This is a genomic window from Vibrio sp. 1159 (assembly GCF_033340395.1).
GTDB classification, from domain to species: domain Bacteria; phylum Pseudomonadota; class Gammaproteobacteria; order Enterobacterales; family Vibrionaceae; genus Vibrio; species Vibrio alginolyticus.
The window spans coordinates 59,037-77,400 of sequence record NZ_JAWOWL010000027.1; the positions used below are offsets into that span (position 1 = coordinate 59,037).

Below are 18,364 nucleotides of genomic sequence, written 5' to 3' on the forward strand. Positions count from 1 at the left end.
GCGGTTAAATTAAATATATATTCATTTTAGTTGTTTAATTATCATAAATGGTATTGCTATGGAACAGGCTGACGTTACCTCTCTCATTCCCATCCTTATTACTCTTTTCCTCGCGCTGACCACAAGAAATGTCGTTGTTGGTTTATTCGCGGGTGTGGTGAGTGGTGTCGCTATGCTTGAAGGGACATTTGTCGAAAAAGGGCCACTAGACTCGTTTAGTGCATTGATGAAAAGCTATCTACTGCCGCAATTAACTGACAGCTACAATGCGGGCGTCATTTTGCTCTTGGTCTTTATTGGTGGCTTTGTTGCCTTGATGGAGAAATCTGGCGGTGGTGTGGCGTTTGCTAAAAAGGTTACTCAATGGGTTGCGAGTAAATGCCAAGCTCAACTGTCCGCATGGTTCGGTGGTGTGGTTATTTTCTTCTCAGACCTTGGTACACCACTGATTGTTGGCCCTGTTTTTCGCCCTTTATTTGATAAGTTAAAAGTATCACGCCAAAAATTAGCTTTTATTATCGACTCTACTTCCTCTCCCGTCGCAATCTTGATCCCTTTTATCGGATGGGGCGTTTACATCATGGGATTGATTCAAAAAGAGTTTACTGCCCTGAATGTCAGTATGAGTGATTGGGATGCTTTCATTGGTGCGATCCCGTATCAGTTTTACGCCTTTCTTGCGATCGCGATTGTGCCGATTGTCTCTTTCTTCAAATTAGATTTCGGACCGATGGCGAAGGCTGAACAACTAGCAGAGCAGGGCTCCGACTTTGGGAAAGTGCAGGAGTCCATGAATGTGTTTACGCATAAAAATGCAAAATCTAGTTTTGTATGGGCACCTTTGCTCGTTATGCTGGTGGTTCTATGTACCATCCTCGTGCCACACGGTTTTCCATTTCAAAAAGTGGCAGGATCAACGTTTAGGGCTGCACTTTCTTCTGCATATTTCTTCGCGGCCTTCACTTTAATTGCGCTGATGGCGTTTTATGGCGTAAGAAAGCTTTCGGATGGTATTCAGGTTTATCTGAAAGGGATGTCAAACATGATGTCAGTGGCGGTGATTCTGGTATTGGCTTGGGCGCTTAGCTCGGTTGGGAAAGAATTAGGTGCAGCTGCATACATTGCTGAACAAGCTCAAGCCGGTTTCCCTTACTGGTTATTGCCAGCGGTTGCGTTTTTACTGGCCGGTATTATCTCGTTCGCTACGGGATCATCTTGGGGGACGTTTGCCATCATGATGCCATTAGTGATCCCAACTGCCGTCGCGATTGATGCACCACTGTTGGTTTGTATTGGTGCGGTATTATCTGGTGGCTTGTTTGGCGATCACTGTTCTCCCATCTCTGAAACTACGATTTTGTCGTCGACAGGAGCGGGGTGTGAACAGTATGAGCACTTCCGTACACAATTGCCTTACGCATTACTCAATGGAATGATCGCATTAGGGTGTTTTCTTTTAGCTGGAATCAACGCCTCACCAGTGATTGTGCTTGCCGCAATTATTTCTCAGTGTGTGGTTTATTTTGTGCTGTCTAAACAAAAGTCAACCGCGAAGCTAGAGGTGGTTTCGGCAGAACAATAAAGAGAGAAACATCACAAAGCGGAGGCTCACAGGGTCTCCGCTTTTCTTTTGAGTCAAGGTAACATTTTTCTTGTGACAAAATGTGTGTGAGGACCTATTTATTCATTTTGTCTCGCAGAATCAACGTACTTGGCTCGGTGTTTCGTATATATGATCCACTATATGTCTAGTTATTCCTCGTATATTGTATTGTTGAAATCCGGAGACTAGACATGTTTGCACTCAAACATCTTCCTCTTGCATTGAGTTGTGTCTTAGCAGCACAAGTGAATGCGAGTATGAATATTCAGCCCGATCCGCAAAATCCGAATGGTTATGTTATTGCTCGTGGTGACGTTCAAGCCGTAGAGCAAAGCAAAACTTCTAATCCTATGTATGCCATTTGGTCACAAGCATTAGAGACACGCCCGAACTCAGTGGTTGAAGCGATTGTTCCAGGGGCGACAACCAACCCAGAAAACGTGAAGCGTGTAGAGCGTGTATTCCCCGAAAGTGAGTGGGACTTCCTGACTCAAATGGCGGCACCTGAATACACTTACACGCGTTTCCTACGTGCAATTGGTAAGTTCCCTGCGTTCTGTGGTGAGTACACAGACGGTCGTGATTCGGATGCAATTTGTAAAAAATCGATCGTGACAGCGTTTGCTCACTTTGCACAAGAAACCGGTGGCCATATTTCGATTGATAACGTATCGGATAATCCGCTAGGGTTGGAAGAGTGGCAGCAAGCTTTGGTTCATGTGCGAGAAATGGGATGGTCTGAAGGGCAAGAAGGTTACACAACAGGTTGTGGTCAGAATGACTGGCAAAATAAGCGTTGGCCATGTGAACCAGGACAAGGTTATTTTGGACGTGGTGCTAAACAGCTTTCTTACCATTTTAACTATGGCGCGTTCTCTGAAGTGATGTTTGATGGCGATGCATCTGTATTGCTGAAAAATCCAGGCTTGGTTGCGGATTCGTGGCTGAACTTAGCATCGGCTATCTGGTTCTTCCTAACCCCACAAGCACCGAAACCTGCAATGCTACATGTGATTGACCGTACTTGGGTGCCTTCACAGCGTGAGCTTGATGCTGGCATTGGTTACGGCTTTGGTACCACCATCAACGTGATCAATGGTGGTATTGAGTGTGGTGAGCAAAACAAGGATAAAGGTCAACCTGTTAACCGTATTCGTTATTGGGAAGGTCTTGCCGCCCATTATCAAATTCCAATTGAAGCCGATGAGACCAATACCTGTTGGCAGCAGACGCCTTACGGTAGCTTAAATCTGAATGGTGCGACAGACGTGTTGTACACCAACTGGGATGGAAACTGGAAATACTACTCAGATCGTCCGGGAGGCCACTCTTTTGAATGTGAACTTGTTGGTTTCCAAACGGCTTACTCTGCGCTAGTTGCAGGTGATTATGAGAAATGTGTAACTAACTTCTACCAATCTCATGCGGGTTGGCCAGAAGTTCGTGTAGTTGACAAGTTAGATCCAGTGGATCCGGTTGAGCCGCCTGTAGGTGGTGTGGCAGCTTGGGATTCTGGCAAAGTATATAACACGGGGGAACAAGTCTCTTACCAAGGTGCTGTTTACGAAGCGAAGTGGTGGTCACAAGGTAATGAGCCAACGAAAGGAGACCCGTGGAAGCTGGTTTCAGGCACTCCTACGGAGCCGCCTACAACGGAACCTGAACCACCGGTGACTGAGCCAGAGCCGCCCGTCACAGAACCTGAGCCGCCAGTAACCGAGCCAGAACCACCAGTGACAGGCAATTTTATTCAGTGGGAGCCGGGTGTAACGCAAGTCGCTAACGGCGATAAAGTGACGTACCAAAACAAATGTTTTGTTGCGAAAAATGGCCCAGGAGTGTGGGAAAGCCCAACGCAAAGCAACTGGTTCTGGGACGAGATTTCTTGTCAGTGATCGAGTAAAAAACAACCTAACCATCTATAAAGACTCTGCTTTTTTGCAGGGTCTTTTTTTATATATGTAGTGGTTTATTTATGGAATCTAAGTTTTCAATAACAGCTTTTCTCTTTTGTTCTGGAGCCCATTAAAATTCGCGCGCATTTTTTATCAACATTTTTGAAAAAAGGTATTTGTACATGTCGACAAAACTGGCTAACCCAGCACCGCTAGGTCTTATGGGTTTCGGTATGACCACTATTCTGCTCAATATTCATAATGCAGGATTTTTCCCAATTGACTCTATGATTCTAGCGATGGGCATCTTTTACGGTGGCCTTAGCCAAGTAATCGTTGGCATCATGTGCTTTAAACGCGGTGATACATTCGGCACAACTGCGTTTACTTCTTACGGTCTATTTTGGCTAACATTGGTTGGTCTAATCGTAATGCCTCACATGGGTCTTCCTGCAAGCCCTGCAAGCTTTATGGGTTGGTACCTAGCGCTTTGGGGCATCTTCACTGGTTTCATGTTCATTGGTTCTCTATGTTACCCAACAGCGAAGCAAGTGGTATTTGGTTCTCTAACTATCCTGTTCTTCTTGCTTGCTGCTCGTGATTTCACTGGTAGCGAAGTGATCGGTGCTATCGCTGGCTTCGAGGGTATCTTCTGTGGCGCAAGTGCAATTTACTTCGCAATGGCGCAAGTACTGAACAACGAATTTGGTCGTGAAGTGTTACCTGTCGGTAAAGCAAAAATCGCTCGTAAAGTTGAAGCGGTTATCGCCTAAGCTGTTACTCATAATGAAGAAAGGGGGATTAACCATTGGTTAATCCCCCTTTTTTATGTCCTCAATCGGACCACTGCTTTTTCTTATTTATGTGATAACGCTATGTTGATGGTTGCTCAACAGTTTCTGCGCTATTGCTGTCTGCCGTTGGAGCTTTACCCGTTTTACGTCGGTACTTATCTTCCCAGTAATCTGCGCCTTTAATGCCCAGTGCAACAGGGTTAAATGTAAAATCGGTCACACCACGTTTTTGTTGTTCTTCGTAGTCGTTCAGTGCTTTGAGTGCAGGCTTCGACATAAAGAAAATGATCAAAATACCGATGATGTTTAGCCACGCCATCAGTCCTACACCTACATCACCCATCGCCCATGCTAAGTTGGCGGTTTTCACGGTTCCGTAGAACACGGATGAAATAATGATGACTTTCAGAATAAACATCAGTCCATTTACTTTGAACGTACGACGAATGTAAGCAATGTTCGTTTCTGCAATGTAGTAGTAAGCCAGAATGGTCGTAAACGCGAAGAAGAATAGAGCGATTGCGATGAATGGTTTACCCACGCCAGGTAGTGCGCTTTCGATCGCCATCTGTGTAAACACAGGGCCATTTGCACCAATATCCGCTGGTAGGTTTTGAACCAGGAATGTACCTTCAATCGCACCATTTACGTTGTACGCGCCAGTGATAAGAATCATGAACGCGGTTGCTGAACACACAAGTAGTGTATCGATGTAAATAGAGAAAGATTGAACAAGACCTTGCTGAGCAGGGTGATCAACACTCGCTGCTGCTGCTGCGTGAGGACCAGTACCTTGACCTGCTTCGTTGGAGTAGACACCACGTTTTACACCCCAGCCGATTGCTGCACCAACGCCTGCCATTGGTGTGAACGCGTCACCAATGATCATGCCGAAAATGCGTGGAACCTCACCAATGTTTAGAAGGATGATGACAAACGCAGTAATGATGTAAGCTAACGCCATAAATGGCACAACGACTTGGGTAAAGTTCGCGATACGCTTTACGCCACCAAAAATGATGAAAGCCAAAATGACACAAACAACCGTACCAGTGAAAATTTTAGCAAAACTGAAGGTACCAATAGCGGTTTCAATCATGTCACCTGAGCCAAATGCGGCTTCTACTGCGTTACCGATACTGTTCGATTGAACGCCAGGAAGTAGAACACCACAAGCAAAGATGGTCGCGATAGCAAAGATCCAAGCGTACCATTTTTGTCCCATTGCTTTCTCAATATAGTAAGCAGGGCCACCACGGAACTCGCCTTCGTCTTCTTCTTTATAAATTTGTGCAAGTGTTGATTCTGCGTATGCGGTTGCAGCGCCAAAGAAGGCAACGACCCACATCCAGAATACGGCGCCTGGGCCACCGAAACCGATAGCAGCAGCAACACCAGCAATGTTACCTGTACCTACACGGCCAGACAGTGAAACGGCAAGTGCCTGAAATGATGATATCCCTTTTGTTGAACTCTTCCCTGAAAGTAATAAGCGCCACATCTCAAAGAAGTGACGAATTTGTACAAAACGCGTCATGATTGAATAGAACAAACCTGCGCCAAGGCACAAATAGATCAGTACCGGGCTCCAAATAATTCCATTCAGAAAATCAACTAATGACTGCATGAGTATTTTCCCTGTTAGTTGTGTTTGTGGTTGTTTTTCACACAATACATTACCCTTTATGTAATGCAATTGTTAACTTTTTTAGCTACAAATCCTTTGTAGCGTGATGATGAACACAGAATGGAGAGTAGTTGTTAAAATTTGGTTCTTGTTGCTTATTTGCTCCTTTTAGGTAGAAGATTTGCTTGATGATTAATTATGCAGCACATTGTCATTTAAATGTGCTGCGATTTTGATGAGTTAAAAATGCCAGTGGTTATGCATTTTGTGGAGTAAGTGTCTGCCTGTTTTTTGTTCAGTCATGTCCTCAGGCGTAACGACAAAGGTTAAGCTCCGCATTATCCATCACTTTTGTTTTTTCACCTTTCATTACGCTTGCTAGCAATTGACCTGAACCACAAGCCATCGTCCAACCCAGAGTTCCGTGTCCGGTGTTAGTAAAAAGGTTATCGTATTTAGTCGCGCCGATAATTGGTGTGCCATCAGGCGTCATTGGCCTAAAGCCGCTCCAAAACTCAGCTTGGCTGAAGTCACCACAACGAGGAAAAAGATCACGGATGACCATTTCGATGGTGTTTTTGCGCTTTTGTGGAAGGGAAGCATCAAACCCTGCTAATTCTGCGGTGCCAGCTACGCGAATTCGGTCATCAAATCGAGTCATAGCGACTTTATAGGTTTCATCCATCACAGTAGATCGAGGAGAGAAGTGTTGATCTTCCATCGGGATGGTGAGTGAATAGCCTTTGACAGGGTAGACCGGAATATCAATATCGAGTTGCTTGAGTAGCGCTGTAGAGTAGCTGCCAGAGGCCACCACATATTGGTCTGCTTTAAATTGTCCTCGGTTCGTTTGGACACCTATGATCTTTTTACCTACTGTAACCCAATTGCTTACTTCAGTATCGAACTCAAATCGGACACCGTGTGCCTTAGCAAGCTCCGTTAGTTGTTGGCAAAATTGATGGCAATCGCCCGTTTCGTCATCAGGTAGATGCAAGCCACCAACCAGTTTGTCTTTCACAAGTGCAAGCCCTGGCTCTTGTTCAATACATTGTTCGACGTCCATTAGCTTAAATCGGGTTCCGCTTTGTTCAAGGAGCTGCATGTCCTTTTCAATAGCTTGCAGCTGTTGATGTGTTCGGAATACTTGCAAGGTCCCAAACTGACGTCCTTGATACTCAATGGCGTGTTCTTGGCGTAACTGTTCTAAGCAAATACGGCTGTGGTTAGCGATCGAAAGCATGCGAGCCTTGTTAACTTGATAGCGAGGTAGGGTGCAGTTCGCGACCATTTTACTCGCCCAGCGGATCATGTCGGCATTCAGAGTGGGTTTGATTTTAAGTGGAGCATGCTCCTCCATTAACCACTTAATGGCTTTAACAGGAACACCAGGCGCAGCCCAAGGCGAAGAATAGCCATATGAGATCTGCCCGGCATTGGCGAAGCTCGTTTCCATGGCACTGCTTGGTTGGCGGTCAATGACGGTAACTTGATAGCCTGCTTGAGATAAATACCAAGCAGAGGTTAAGCCGATAACGCCGCTGCCTAATACGATGACTTCCATTGATGCACTCCACACATTTATCAGAGTGCTCAGTTTCTTTTCTTTACCTTTTGTTAACAATCGATATAAATTACACACAGCGTTTAGAAAAACTATAGGCTCAAGGATGAAAAGTAATCTGATAAGTGGCTTGTGTCTATTTAGCCAAGTCGCGGAGTACAACAGCTTTACTGGTGCTGCAAGACATTTACACCTCACCACTGGTGCCATAAGCCAACAAATTATTCATTTGGAAGCGTTATTAGGTTTTACTTTATTTGAACGCCACTCTCGCGGTACTCGTTTAACCGTAAAAGGCACTCAGTTACACCAAGCGACGCAGTTTCACTTTTCGGAACTGAGCAAATTGCTTGATGAGCTCAAAGTAGAAAAACAAACCAATGAAATTCGTTTGAAGTTGACGCCTTCTTTTGCTTTCAAATGGTTAGTCCCAAAGCTCGAAAGCTTCCATCATGATAATCCGGATATCCAAGTACAAATCTTTGCGGAAGGTGCGCTGGTAAATAGTGAGATAAAAGACTATGACGTCGCAATTGACTATGGTCTTCATCCTTATAGAAATGCTAACGCGGAGCTGATTTTGGATGAGCATCTGCTACCGGTGATGAGTCCAAAATACCTTGAGGATCATGGCTGGCTAAAAACGTTGTTTGGTGAGCAAAAAAACTCAATGCCAGTGAAGCAATGGCAAGAGGCGACGCTACTACACGATGCGATGCCATGGGAAAAAGCGACGCGTGACTATGAGTGGCTATATTGGGCGTCAGCGATGGGGTTGGATTTTAAAACCGATGTCGGACACTTTTTTAATCGAACGGATATGGCGATGTCTGCAGCCGAAGCTGGCGTTGGGATTGCGATGGCTCGAATGGCATTGATTGAGGATGAATTGACGACAGAGCGTTTGGTTTCTCCATTCAAACCGATTCCTGCCAATGCAGGGTATTACTTGATCATGAACACACGTACGAATGCGACAGAAACGTTTCGTCACTGGTTACTTGGACAGTTGAATTAGCGTTTTATCTCTGTGATTTATCCCTACGTTATTTGTTGAAAAATTGGGCAATATAAGTTTTATAAGCAAGGTAAGTGCTTTGCTTGCCGCTATTTGAGTGATGAAAGACAGGGAAGAACATGAAAGACGAAACGCTATCCATCCATTTTGGTTACGAAACTGACCCGACCACCAAATCTGTCGCGACACCGATTTATCAAACAGTCGCGTACGAGTTTGACAACGCGCAGCACGGCGCTGATCTGTTTAACTTGGAAGTGCCGGGGAATATCTACACTCGCATCATGAATCCGACTAACGATGTTCTGGAAAAACGCATGGCGGCGTTAGAAGGCGGCATTGCTGGATTGGTCGTGAGTGCGGGGAGTGCAGCGATTAACTATGCGATTCTGACCTTAGCGCAAGCGGGCGATAACATCGTTTCTACGCCGCAACTTTATGGCGGTACTTATACCTTGTTTGCGCACATGCTGCCAAATCAGGGTATTCAGGTGAAGTTTGCTAAAGATGACAAGCCAGAAAGTTTGGCCGAGTTAATTGATGAAAATACCAAAGCGGTGTACTGCGAGAGCATTGGTAACCCTGCAGGTAATATCATCGATTTAGAACGTGTGGCGGAGCTTGCTCACGCACAAGGCGTGCCTGTGATTGTGGATAACACCGTCGCGACGCCAGTGCTGTGCAAACCCATCGAGTTCGGTGCGGATATCGTAGTTCACTCTCTCACTAAATACGTTGGTGGGCATGGCACCACATTGGGTGGCGTGATTGTGGATTCAGGTAAATTCCCTTGGGCGCAGCACAAAGACCGCTTTCCTGTTTTCAACCAACCAGAACCTTCTTACCACGGCGTGGTGTATACCGAAGAGTTTGGTGAGGCGGCATTTATCGGGCGTGCGCGTACCGTACCACTGCGTAATACCGGAGCCGCATTATCACCGATGAATGCATTTATGCTTATGCAAGGGCTAGAAACGTTACCGCTGCGTATGGAGCGCCATACCGAGAACACACTCAAAGTGGCTAAATTCTTGGAACAGAATGACAAAGTCAGTTGGGTAAGTTATGCCGGATTGCCAAGTTCTGAACACTTCCATCTCGCCGAAAAATACATGAAAGGTAAGCCTTCTGCGATTTTGTCGTTTGGTTTAAAAGATGGTTATGACGCTGGTGTGCGTTTTTATGATGCTTTGAAAATCTTTAAGCGTTTGGTGAACATTGGCGATGCAAAATCATTGGCTTGCCATCCTGCATCGACGACTCATCGTCAATTGAGCGAAGCAGAACAAAAACAAGCTGGTGTGTCTCCAGAGATGATTCGTTTATCGGTGGGTATTGAACATATTGACGATATTCTAGCCGATTTAGAACAGGCACTAAACGCGTAAACGATTCTGTTTTTAGCTTTGGGTTACCCATAGGCCAGCCTTTAAAAAAGCTGGCCTATTTTTATTTTATTGTTTAAATATCAAGGGTTTTGGTGTTTTTGGTTTGTGGTATTCCAAAAGCTCATAGAGGGTGAGATTTATTCTCTTGTCACGTTTGGGTTTGTTCCTGATGATGTGTGCAAATCTTATACATTGGAAGGGACTCAAATGTCTTACGTATTTCACCGTCATTGCCATGCTACGCTACCAATCATCGATAGAGGTGAAGGTGTTTATCTATTCGATAAGCATGGAAAGCAGTATCTCGATGCTTGTGGTGGTGCTGCGGTATCAAACCTTGGCCACAGTCATCACGCCGTTAAAAAAGCCATGTTGGAACAGCTCGAGCGAGTGCCATTTGCTCATACTGGATTTTTTACTAGTGACAACAGTGAGCGCCTAGCAGAATTGATTTGTCAGCACATGCCTGAACAGTTCAACCATGTGTACTTAGTCAGTGGCGGGTCAGAAGCGGTGGAGTCGGCACTAAAAATGGCGCGGCAGTATTTCGTGGAATCAGGTAAGCCAGAGAAAAAGCAATTCATCGCGCGTCAGCAAAGTTATCACGGTAATACCTTGGGGGCTCTGGCTGTCGGAGGTAATGAATGGCGACGTGAACCGTTCAAACCCATCTTACACCCGAGCCATCATATCGCCCCTTGCTATGCTTATCGTTATCAGCAGAGTCATGAGTCGGAATTGGATTACTCATTGCGAGCGGCGAATGAGCTAGAGGCAAAAATTCTTGAGTTGGGGGCTGATAATGTCATGGCTTTTGTCGCTGAGCCCATTGTGGGAGCCACCGCTGGAGCTGTGCCTGCCACACAAGGTTACTTCAAGCGTATTCGCGAAATATGCGACCAATACGATGTGTTATTGATCTTGGATGAAGTCATGTGTGGCGTTGGACGCAGTGGCAGTTTTTTTGCGTTTGAGCAAGAAGAGGCAGAACCCGATCTGGTGTGTATGGCTAAAGGGCTTGGTGCGGGTTATCAACCTATTGGCGCGGTGGTTGCGAATGATCGAGTCTATCAAGCTATTGCTGATGGAAGCGGTTTTTTTCAACATGGTCATACTTTTATGGCGCACCCTGTGGCGTGCGCTGCTGCCGTGGCGACCATTCAAACCATCTTCCAAGATAATTTGTTAACGGCGGTGAATCGGCAAAGTGCTTTGCTGCGTAATGAGCTTACTTCTGCATTGGCCCATTTACCGTACATTGGCGACATTCGTGGTAAAGGTTTGTTTTTTGGCATTGAGCTGGTGGCGGATAAAGAAAGCAAGGCGCCTCTGAGTAAAGCCACATTGGCAGACAAACGCATCAAACAGCGAGCAATGGAAAATGGCTTAATGTGCTACCCAATGGGCGGAACGATTGATGGCGTTAATGGGCACCATATCTTGCTTGCACCGCCATTCATTATTCAGCCTCACCATATTGATGAGCTAATTGATAAACTCTCATTAACGCTAAAAGAGGTAGCGAAGGAATGGAATTAGAAAATCGATCTATACGAGAGCCTATCGCTATTATCGTGGCTCCAAACGGTGCAAGAAAAACTAAGTACGATCACGCCAGCTTACCCATGACAACAGACGAACTGGTTGCAGAGGCTATCGCTTGTCAAACGGCAGGGGCTGCCATGATCCATTTGCATGCTAGAGACGCCAACGGACGTCATTCATTAGACATCGACGACAACATGGCAATTTACCATGCCGTGAAAGAAGCGGTGGGACAAAACATGATGGTACAGCTCACCACAGAGGCGGTGGGCTTGTATTCTCCGCCACAACAGATGGCATTAGTTAAAGCTGTGAAACCAGAAGCGGCTTCTTTCGCATTGAGGGAGTTAATCCCTGATCGAGCAAGTGAGAAAGAAGGGCATACCTTTTTCCATTGGGTGGCAGAAAACAACATCGTGAGCCAAATTATTCTCTACGATGCAACCGACATTGAACGTTATTTCCAACTGCGTGATGCGGGCGTGTTACCTAAAACGTATCAGCATGCATTAGTGGTGTTAGGGCGTTATCACCAAGCTCAACAGTCTTCGCCATGGGATTTACGAGGTTTGAATTTGGCGCATTTTGTCGAGGAAGAAATTCGATGTGCCATTTGTGCTTTTGGCGCGCGAGAGCAAGACTGTTTAGCGAGTGCGATGTTACTTGGATTCGATGTGAGAGTGGGGTTTGAGAATAACCACGTCGATGTGGCAGGCGAATTAGCAATCAGTAACGCGGCTCAGGTGGAAGCTCTACGCGATGTGGCGCATCGCTTTGCGATTCCTTTACACAGTGCGCAAAGTTTGCGTTCAGCTTTGAAGTAAATCTGCTCGCGGAAAAGAAAAAAGAAGAAAGGAAAGTAAAAAGGCTCCATCGGAGCCTTTTCGGTATTTGTCGTTAGTTCTCAGTTTGCGCTACAGGTTGACGAGCAGGATGTTTGATAAACACCGCGACAACAGCCGCTATCGCTAATGCAAAACAGTAGTAAGAATTGGCAACTACTTCAAGTGGCGATAGGTTGAATACGGAACCTAGCAGCAGTACTTGAGCACCGTAAGGCAACACGCCTTGCACCACGCATGAGAAAATGTCTAACAAGCTTGCTGAGCGGCGAGGAGAGACATTATTCTCTTCCGCCAGTTGGCGAGCAACGCTGCCCGATACAATGATGGCTACGGTGTTGTTTGCCGTACAGCCATTGACCATTGATACCAAACCTGCAATACCTAGCTCGCTTGCACGACTGTTCGCATGCTTAGAGTGACTAGAGCCAAACGCGTGGATAAGGCTACTAACGAAATTTGTTAGAAAAGCAAGACCACCTTGGCGACGCATCAGTTCACTCAAACCACCAATCAGCATGGATAACAAGAAGATCTCTTGCATGTTACCAAAGCCTTTGTATACGTCTTGGGCTAGATTAGTTAGTCCGTAATTGTCAATCGATGCCAAGCTCACGCCGCCAGCCAAAAGAATGCCAATCGACAGAACCACAAACACATTCACACCAGATACCGCTAGGATCAAAATAGTGATGTACGGCAAGACTTTTAGCCACTCAATATCGCCAGTTTCAGGCACTTGAGTCGCGGTACTGTTGAAAGCGAACACTGCAATCGCGATCAACGCCGCAGGTAAAGCAATACGAATGTTCTCTTTAAACTTGTCTTTCATCTCACAACCTTGAGAGCGTGTCGCCGCGATCGTGGTGTCAGAGATGATAGAAAGGTTATCACCAAACATAGCGCCGCTCAGTACAACGCCTGCGGTTAACGGTAAGCTCATTCCTGCTGATTCAGCAATCCCCAACGCTACGGGGGCAACGGCTGCGATGGTACCCATCGAAGTCCCCATTGCTGTTGCGATAAAAGCAGAAATCAGAAAAATGCCTGGTAAAATCATGCTGGTTGGAATAGCGGATAAACCAAGGTTCACTGTTGCATCAACACCGCCAGAGGCTTTTGCTACCGCAGCAAAGGCACCTGCAAGCAGATAGATCATACACATTGCGATGATGTCTGGGTGGCCAACACCACGCATGAAGTGTTCGATTGAGCGGTTAAGTTTCTCTTTACTTAAAAGAAACGCAATGATGATGGCTGGTAATACCGCGATGGGTGCAGGCAGCTGGTAGAAGGCAAATTCCACGCCTTGCAAAGATAAGTAAGTGCCTACGCCTATAAATAGCGCAAGGAATACAATTAATGGGATCAGTGCGACCGCAGACGGTGCAACTGTTTTAGTAGTTTGTTGGGAACCGGACATGTAAACGACAATGTTAATGATAAGAGAGAAGAGCAGACTAATATCACATTTCTACATTGTCAACGTCTAGACGTCTAAATGGCTGTTTAAATTTTACACGTAAAGAAAAAGATAAAAGCTCGTGTTGCGTATCTCATTGATACCACGAGCTTTAGTTATGCGCTAATGAAGAGACTGTCGTTATTGCATTGATTTGGCTTTTTTGCGTTTAACAATACCTAAAACCATCCACGTAAATAAGACAGCAGCAAATGCCCATACCAGATATTTGTATTCGGTGTACAGGTTGCTCAACACGCTTAAATGTTCAAATGCAAAGTGAGTTAACAAGCTGAATACCAATACCCAAACCGTCGCCGCGAGGGCGTTACCGAGCAAAAACTCTCTACGTGGCATTTTCGCGATACCGCATGCAAGAGGCATAAATTGCTTCATTCCTTCAATAAAGCGGCTGACGACCAAGCACGTAGGGCCGTATTTCTGGATCGTCAATTGAAGCGTTTGCATCTTAGGGCCGGAAATGTAGCCTTTTTTATCTAACCACCCCTCAAAGTAATAACCGATTAAGTAGCCACAGGTATTACCAAAAAAGCAGCTCAGCCACGATACCATCATTACCATACTTAGATTCATGACTTGCTCTGACGAGAGCAAAGATGCCGCGATCATCAGTGATTGACCAGGCATCGGGATACCTATCCCTTCTAGAAATATACTGACAATCAGCGCAACGTAGCCGTATTGCTCAAGCAAAGGCTTCATTGACATGAGAAGTTCGTTAATATGTTCCAAAAGCTTTCCCCTAATAAAAGCGGAACGAAGTTGGAGTGATACTCCGAATGTCCTATTGGGTCAATTCTTGTTTCTCACAATTGAGAAAAACTGACATGCCTCTGATAATTGCGCAGAATCAACCTGCAGCTGGCTTTACTCGCCGCCACGCTCTTTGGTAGCGGCGAATTAGGGAGATCCTTATGACTCTTTGGCTTTGGTGAATGCGCCATACAAATCAAGGCGGCGATGACGTAAGTTGGTGACAGAGCCTTCGGTATTAAGCTGTTTCAACTTAGTCAAATCAACATCAGCGAAGATTATCATTTCGGTGTTGGCGCTTGCTTCTGTTAAGGTCGCATCGTGTGGAAAATAGATATCCGACGGTGAAAATACGGCAGATTGTGCGTACTGGATATCGACATTATCAACACGAGGTAAGTTGCCGACACTGCCCCCAATTGCAACGTAGCATTCGTTTTCGATGGCTCGTGATTGGGAACAGATTCGTACTCGTTGGTAGCCATTTTTTGTGTCTGTCCAGAAAGGAACGAACACAATTTGTGCGCCTTGCTCGGCGAGCATTCTTCCCAACTCTGGGAACTCGCTGTCATAACAAATCAGTATGCCGACTTTGCCTGCATCGGTTTCGAACACCTGAACATTGTCGCCACCGTCGATCACCCAGTCTTTTTGCTCATGGGGCGTGATGTGAATCTTATATTGAGCGTTTATTTCACCATCTCGTTGCAGCAAGTAGGCCACATTATACAACTTGCCATCCTCGATGACGGGCATACTGCCTGCAATAATGTTGATGTTGTAGGTGACTGCCATCTGCGAGAAGCGGTTTTTGATCTCTTCTGTAAAGCTAGCCAAAAAGCGAATTGCTTCGACGGAGTTTTGGTCGTTTTGCAATCCCATCAGCGGCGCGTTAAAGAATTCAGGGAATAGGGCGAAATCGGCTTTGTAGTTCGCAAGAGAAGAAATGAAAAACTCAGCCTGATCGAGCAAGTCCTCTAAGTCATTCATAGCGCGCATTTGCCACTGCACAACACCAATTCGAATCAGCGTTTTTTCTACATCATGGACGGATTGAATATCCTCTTCGTAGAAAAAGTTATCCCACTCCAGTAGAGTTGCGTAGCCTTTAGAAGCACTATCCTCTGGCAAGTAACCACGCATAATACGCTTTACATCGAAGTCATTTGCAAGCTGAAAAGACAAAATAGGATCGTGAAGCTCACGGCGTTTTATCTTGTCGATGTATTCAGCCACGCTCAATTCGTCAGCATATTTGTGGTAATTCGGGATGCGGCCACCGGCTAAAATTGCTTTGAAGTTTTTACTCCGGCAAAGTTCTTTACGCGCATCATACAGACGGCGACCTAAACGCAGCCCACGGTAGTCCGGGTGAACAAATACATCGAGACCATACATGGCGTCACCGGTCACTTGGTTTTGGATGACGTTGTTCTCGGTGATGATGTCGGTGTATAGGTGAGGAAGTGAAAATCGGTTGTAGTCCACTTTGATTGTTAGCGCTGCGCCGACAATTTTTCCGTTATCCTCAATACAGATTTGTCCATCAGGAAACTGATGAATGAGATCCATGATGGTCAGGCGTGGCCATGAGCCACCAACATCAGGAAAAACAAGGTCCATTAATTCCGCGAGCTCTGGGTAATCGGTCGGCTCAATGGTGCGTAAAGAGAGTCTTGGCGTGTTGCTGTCCATATCCTACTATCCATTTATCCTTTTTAAATAGTATGGATGAGAATGCCATAAATTTGAGCAGACAGATACCGAAGTCTTTGAGTTGTTTTGGTTTACCTAAACGAGCTTAAAGAAACAACATTAACTTAGCTTGCTCTTCAGCCATTCGTGAAACACCGCTACTTTTTTAGCTGAAAGTCGATAATTTGGAATCATCACGTAATAACCATAACCGCTCTGTAAAGAAAGGTTGAGAACATGCTGAATGTCCCCTCTTAAAATCGAATACTGCGCCATAAAATCGGGAAGCAAGGCGAGCCCTTTTCCCATTCTGACAGCTTCGCAAGCTAGGTAAAAATGTTCGACGCCTACAGGTTGATAGGTAACGGGAGATTCTACAGTGTAGACAGCTTTAAATTGCTCCCATAGCTGAGGGCGAGTGATTTGAGGTATAAACGGATAATTACTAACAGCGTGCACACTCTCAATTGCAGGAGCATTTGTGCAACCGACTAATAACAATGTTTCTTCGCACAGTAAGTGGCTGTATTCATAATGTGTGGATAATGGAAGGCAGCGAATATGTAAATCACTTTCGTTGCTCGAATCTTTGACGTTCCCATCCCCGGTACAGACTCTTACTCGGATGTTAGGATGTTGCTGGTGGAAGTCATCAATATTAGGTATCAACCAAAGACTGGCAAAAGAAGGGGTTACGTCCACGGTGAGTAATTCTTGCTTTGAATCTGACTGGATTAAGTTGGCAGTTGCATGCTGAATAAGCTCCAAAGCTTCTGTGACTTGCGGCAGATAACGCTTGCCTTCTTCGGTTAACTCAATACCACTCGCCCCTCTTTGTATTAAAGGTAAACCCACCAATTGCTCCAGCGATGCGATTTGTTTGCTTACTGCGCTTTGCGTAATACATAGTGCATCCGCTGCTTTAGAGAAACTGAGGTAATTAGAGACCGCGACAAACGTCCTTAATGCTCGAATAGAAGGGTATTCACTGCCTTTTAACATACTTCAGTTCCATTAAACTCTGCTTAGGCAAAGAGTAGAGTATTCACGGCTTGAAGCAAAGTAAGATGCAACGTATGTGTGATTAGCTTCCTTTCTTATAAAAACTAGCTAAGCGTTTTTTGACGGATTAATCTACAAGAGTATTTTAGATGTTTATTTAATTTCTTTGAAAAATCTACAAATTAACAAGAATCTTTTTCACATCAGCGATTAACCTCAATTTAGTATTGTTTATATAAAGTAAACAGACAGCTCTTTTTTTCTGTTTTTGTTCGGCGTTCTTTAGAGGATTGTCAGTATTCTATAAAATTAAATATATTTTTCATTAATTTAAAGTTGGCATTGCATTTGCTCTTTACTATTCGAACCTTCAATGGAACTTATATTAGGAGAACGAAATGAAAAGCAATGTTGTTACTTTGATTAGCCTTTTTTCTTTAGCAACGTTTAGTACTTTATCACATGCTGCGGACTCCAACGATCATGGTGTATATGTTGGCGCCAACTACGGTTACTTAAAAGTTGATGGACAAGATGACTTTGATGATGACAGCGATGTTATTCAAGGTTTAGTTGGTTACCGTTTTAATCCTTACTTAGCGTTGGAAGGTGGTTACATTGATTTCGGTAGCTATGGTAATAACCTAGCAAATGCCGAAACGGACGGCTATACAGCGGCTCTAAAAGTTACCGCTCCCATTGCTGATCGTGTCGACCTTTACGCAAAAGGCGGTCAAATGTGGTACTCGACGGATTACAACGTTGCAGGCTTCCAAGGCAACAAAGATGATGAAGGTGTATTCGCTGGTGCCGGTGTCGGTTTTAAAGTTACTGATAACTTCTTAGTTAACGCAGAATATATGTGGTACGACGTAGAACTCAATGCGGAGAATGTCGCGAACGGTGCAAACACGGAAACAGACTTTAACCAAGCATCACTAGGTGTAGAGTATCGCTTCTAATATTGTTAACAACTCTAAGCCCTAATAAAAAGCGAAGCCTAAATAGCTTCGCTTTCTCTGAACTCAATCTAGTTGAGGATAATAGAGCGGTTTTTAGAATAATTGTTCGTGCCTTTTACGGCTTTGTTGCGTAATTCAGACGAGAAACCAAACCTCCTAAAGTTGAGCGACTTTTATACAATATACTGAGTTT

General features: G+C 45.0%; 14 protein-coding genes. 8 read left to right on the forward strand and 6 right to left on the reverse strand.

Annotated features, from left to right (window positions below; all coding sequences use genetic code 11):
• Positions 1-58: 58 nt before the first annotated feature.
• From R7127_RS18900 to R7127_RS18910, 3 genes are all read left to right on the forward strand, one after another.
• Positions 59-1,582 (forward strand): Na+/H+ antiporter NhaC family protein, encoded by a 1,524-nt coding sequence (locus R7127_RS18900; protein WP_005381684.1) that lies wholly within the window; start codon positions 59-61, stop codon positions 1,580-1,582.
• A gap of 212 nt (positions 1,583-1,794) precedes the next feature.
• Complete coding sequence (locus R7127_RS18905) at positions 1,795-3,498, forward strand: chitinase (RefSeq protein ID WP_064377318.1); 1,704 nt, start codon at positions 1,795-1,797, stop codon at positions 3,496-3,498.
• Between the two features lie 182 nt (positions 3,499-3,680).
• Complete coding sequence (locus R7127_RS18910; RefSeq protein WP_005381682.1) at positions 3,681-4,271, forward strand: acetate uptake transporter; 591 nt, start codon at positions 3,681-3,683, stop codon at positions 4,269-4,271.
• A 100-nt stretch (positions 4,272-4,371) separates the two neighbouring features.
• On the opposite strand, the gene R7127_RS18915 is transcribed toward R7127_RS18910, so the two are convergent.
• Entirely contained in the window at positions 4,372-5,919 is a 1,548-nt protein-coding gene (locus tag R7127_RS18915; RefSeq protein WP_005381681.1) for an alanine/glycine:cation symporter family protein, read from the reverse strand.
• 307 nt (positions 5,920-6,226) lie between these two features.
• Positions 6,227-7,483: a D-amino acid dehydrogenase gene (locus tag R7127_RS18920; RefSeq protein ID WP_258481058.1), complete on the reverse strand. Its 1,257-nt coding sequence runs from the start codon at positions 7,481-7,483 to the stop codon at positions 6,227-6,229.
• Positions 7,484-7,589: 106 nt separating this feature from the next.
• Between R7127_RS18920 and R7127_RS18925 the strand changes: the two genes are divergently transcribed.
• The 4 genes from R7127_RS18925 to R7127_RS18940 all read left to right on the forward strand — a co-directional run bounded on the left by R7127_RS18925 (position 7,590) and on the right by R7127_RS18940 (position 12,258).
• Positions 7,590-8,501 carry a LysR substrate-binding domain-containing protein gene (locus tag R7127_RS18925; protein WP_172563362.1) on the forward strand — a complete coding sequence of 304 codons (912 nt, stop codon included), beginning with the start codon at positions 7,590-7,592 and terminating at the stop codon, positions 8,499-8,501.
• 119 nt (positions 8,502-8,620) lie between these two features.
• Entirely contained in the window at positions 8,621-9,889 is a 1,269-nt protein-coding gene (locus R7127_RS18930) for an O-acetylhomoserine aminocarboxypropyltransferase/cysteine synthase family protein (protein ID WP_172563361.1), read from the forward strand.
• Positions 9,890-10,096: 207 nt separating this feature from the next.
• Entirely contained in the window at positions 10,097-11,428 is a 1,332-nt protein-coding gene (locus R7127_RS18935; protein ID WP_262584620.1) for an aspartate aminotransferase family protein, read from the forward strand.
• Positions 11,419-12,258 carry a 3-keto-5-aminohexanoate cleavage protein gene (locus tag R7127_RS18940; RefSeq protein WP_017635706.1) on the forward strand — a complete coding sequence of 280 codons (840 nt, stop codon included), beginning with the start codon at positions 11,419-11,421 and terminating at the stop codon, positions 12,256-12,258. Before R7127_RS18935 ends, R7127_RS18940 begins: the two co-directional genes overlap by 10 nt.
• A 73-nt stretch (positions 12,259-12,331) precedes the next feature.
• Here the strand turns inward: R7127_RS18940 and R7127_RS18945 are convergent, their stop codons facing one another.
• The 4 genes from R7127_RS18945 to R7127_RS18960 all read right to left on the reverse strand — a co-directional run bounded on the left by R7127_RS18945 (position 12,332) and on the right by R7127_RS18960 (position 17,209).
• Positions 12,332-13,699 carry a Na+/H+ antiporter NhaC family protein gene (locus R7127_RS18945; RefSeq protein WP_017635705.1) on the reverse strand — a complete coding sequence of 456 codons (1,368 nt, stop codon included), beginning with the start codon at positions 13,697-13,699 and terminating at the stop codon, positions 12,332-12,334.
• A 180-nt stretch (positions 13,700-13,879) separates the two neighbouring features.
• Positions 13,880-14,467 (reverse strand): DedA family protein, encoded by a 588-nt coding sequence (locus R7127_RS18950; protein ID WP_005383738.1) that lies wholly within the window; start codon positions 14,465-14,467, stop codon positions 13,880-13,882.
• 204 nt (positions 14,468-14,671) lie between these two features.
• A complete protein-coding gene (locus R7127_RS18955; RefSeq protein ID WP_005381670.1) occupies positions 14,672-16,207 on the reverse strand; it encodes a bifunctional GNAT family N-acetyltransferase/carbon-nitrogen hydrolase family protein in 1,536 nt (511 codons plus the stop codon).
• Positions 16,208-16,327: 120 nt separating this feature from the next.
• Positions 16,328-17,209, reverse strand: a complete 882-nt coding sequence (locus R7127_RS18960) for a LysR family transcriptional regulator (RefSeq protein WP_085569924.1) — start codon at positions 17,207-17,209, stop codon at positions 16,328-16,330.
• 398 nt (positions 17,210-17,607) lie between these two features.
• Here R7127_RS18960 and R7127_RS18965 point away from each other — a divergent pair, with 398 nt between their 5' ends.
• Positions 17,608-18,171 carry a porin family protein gene (locus R7127_RS18965; protein WP_005381668.1) on the forward strand — a complete coding sequence of 188 codons (564 nt, stop codon included), beginning with the start codon at positions 17,608-17,610 and terminating at the stop codon, positions 18,169-18,171.
• Positions 18,172-18,364: the final 193 nt, after the last annotated feature.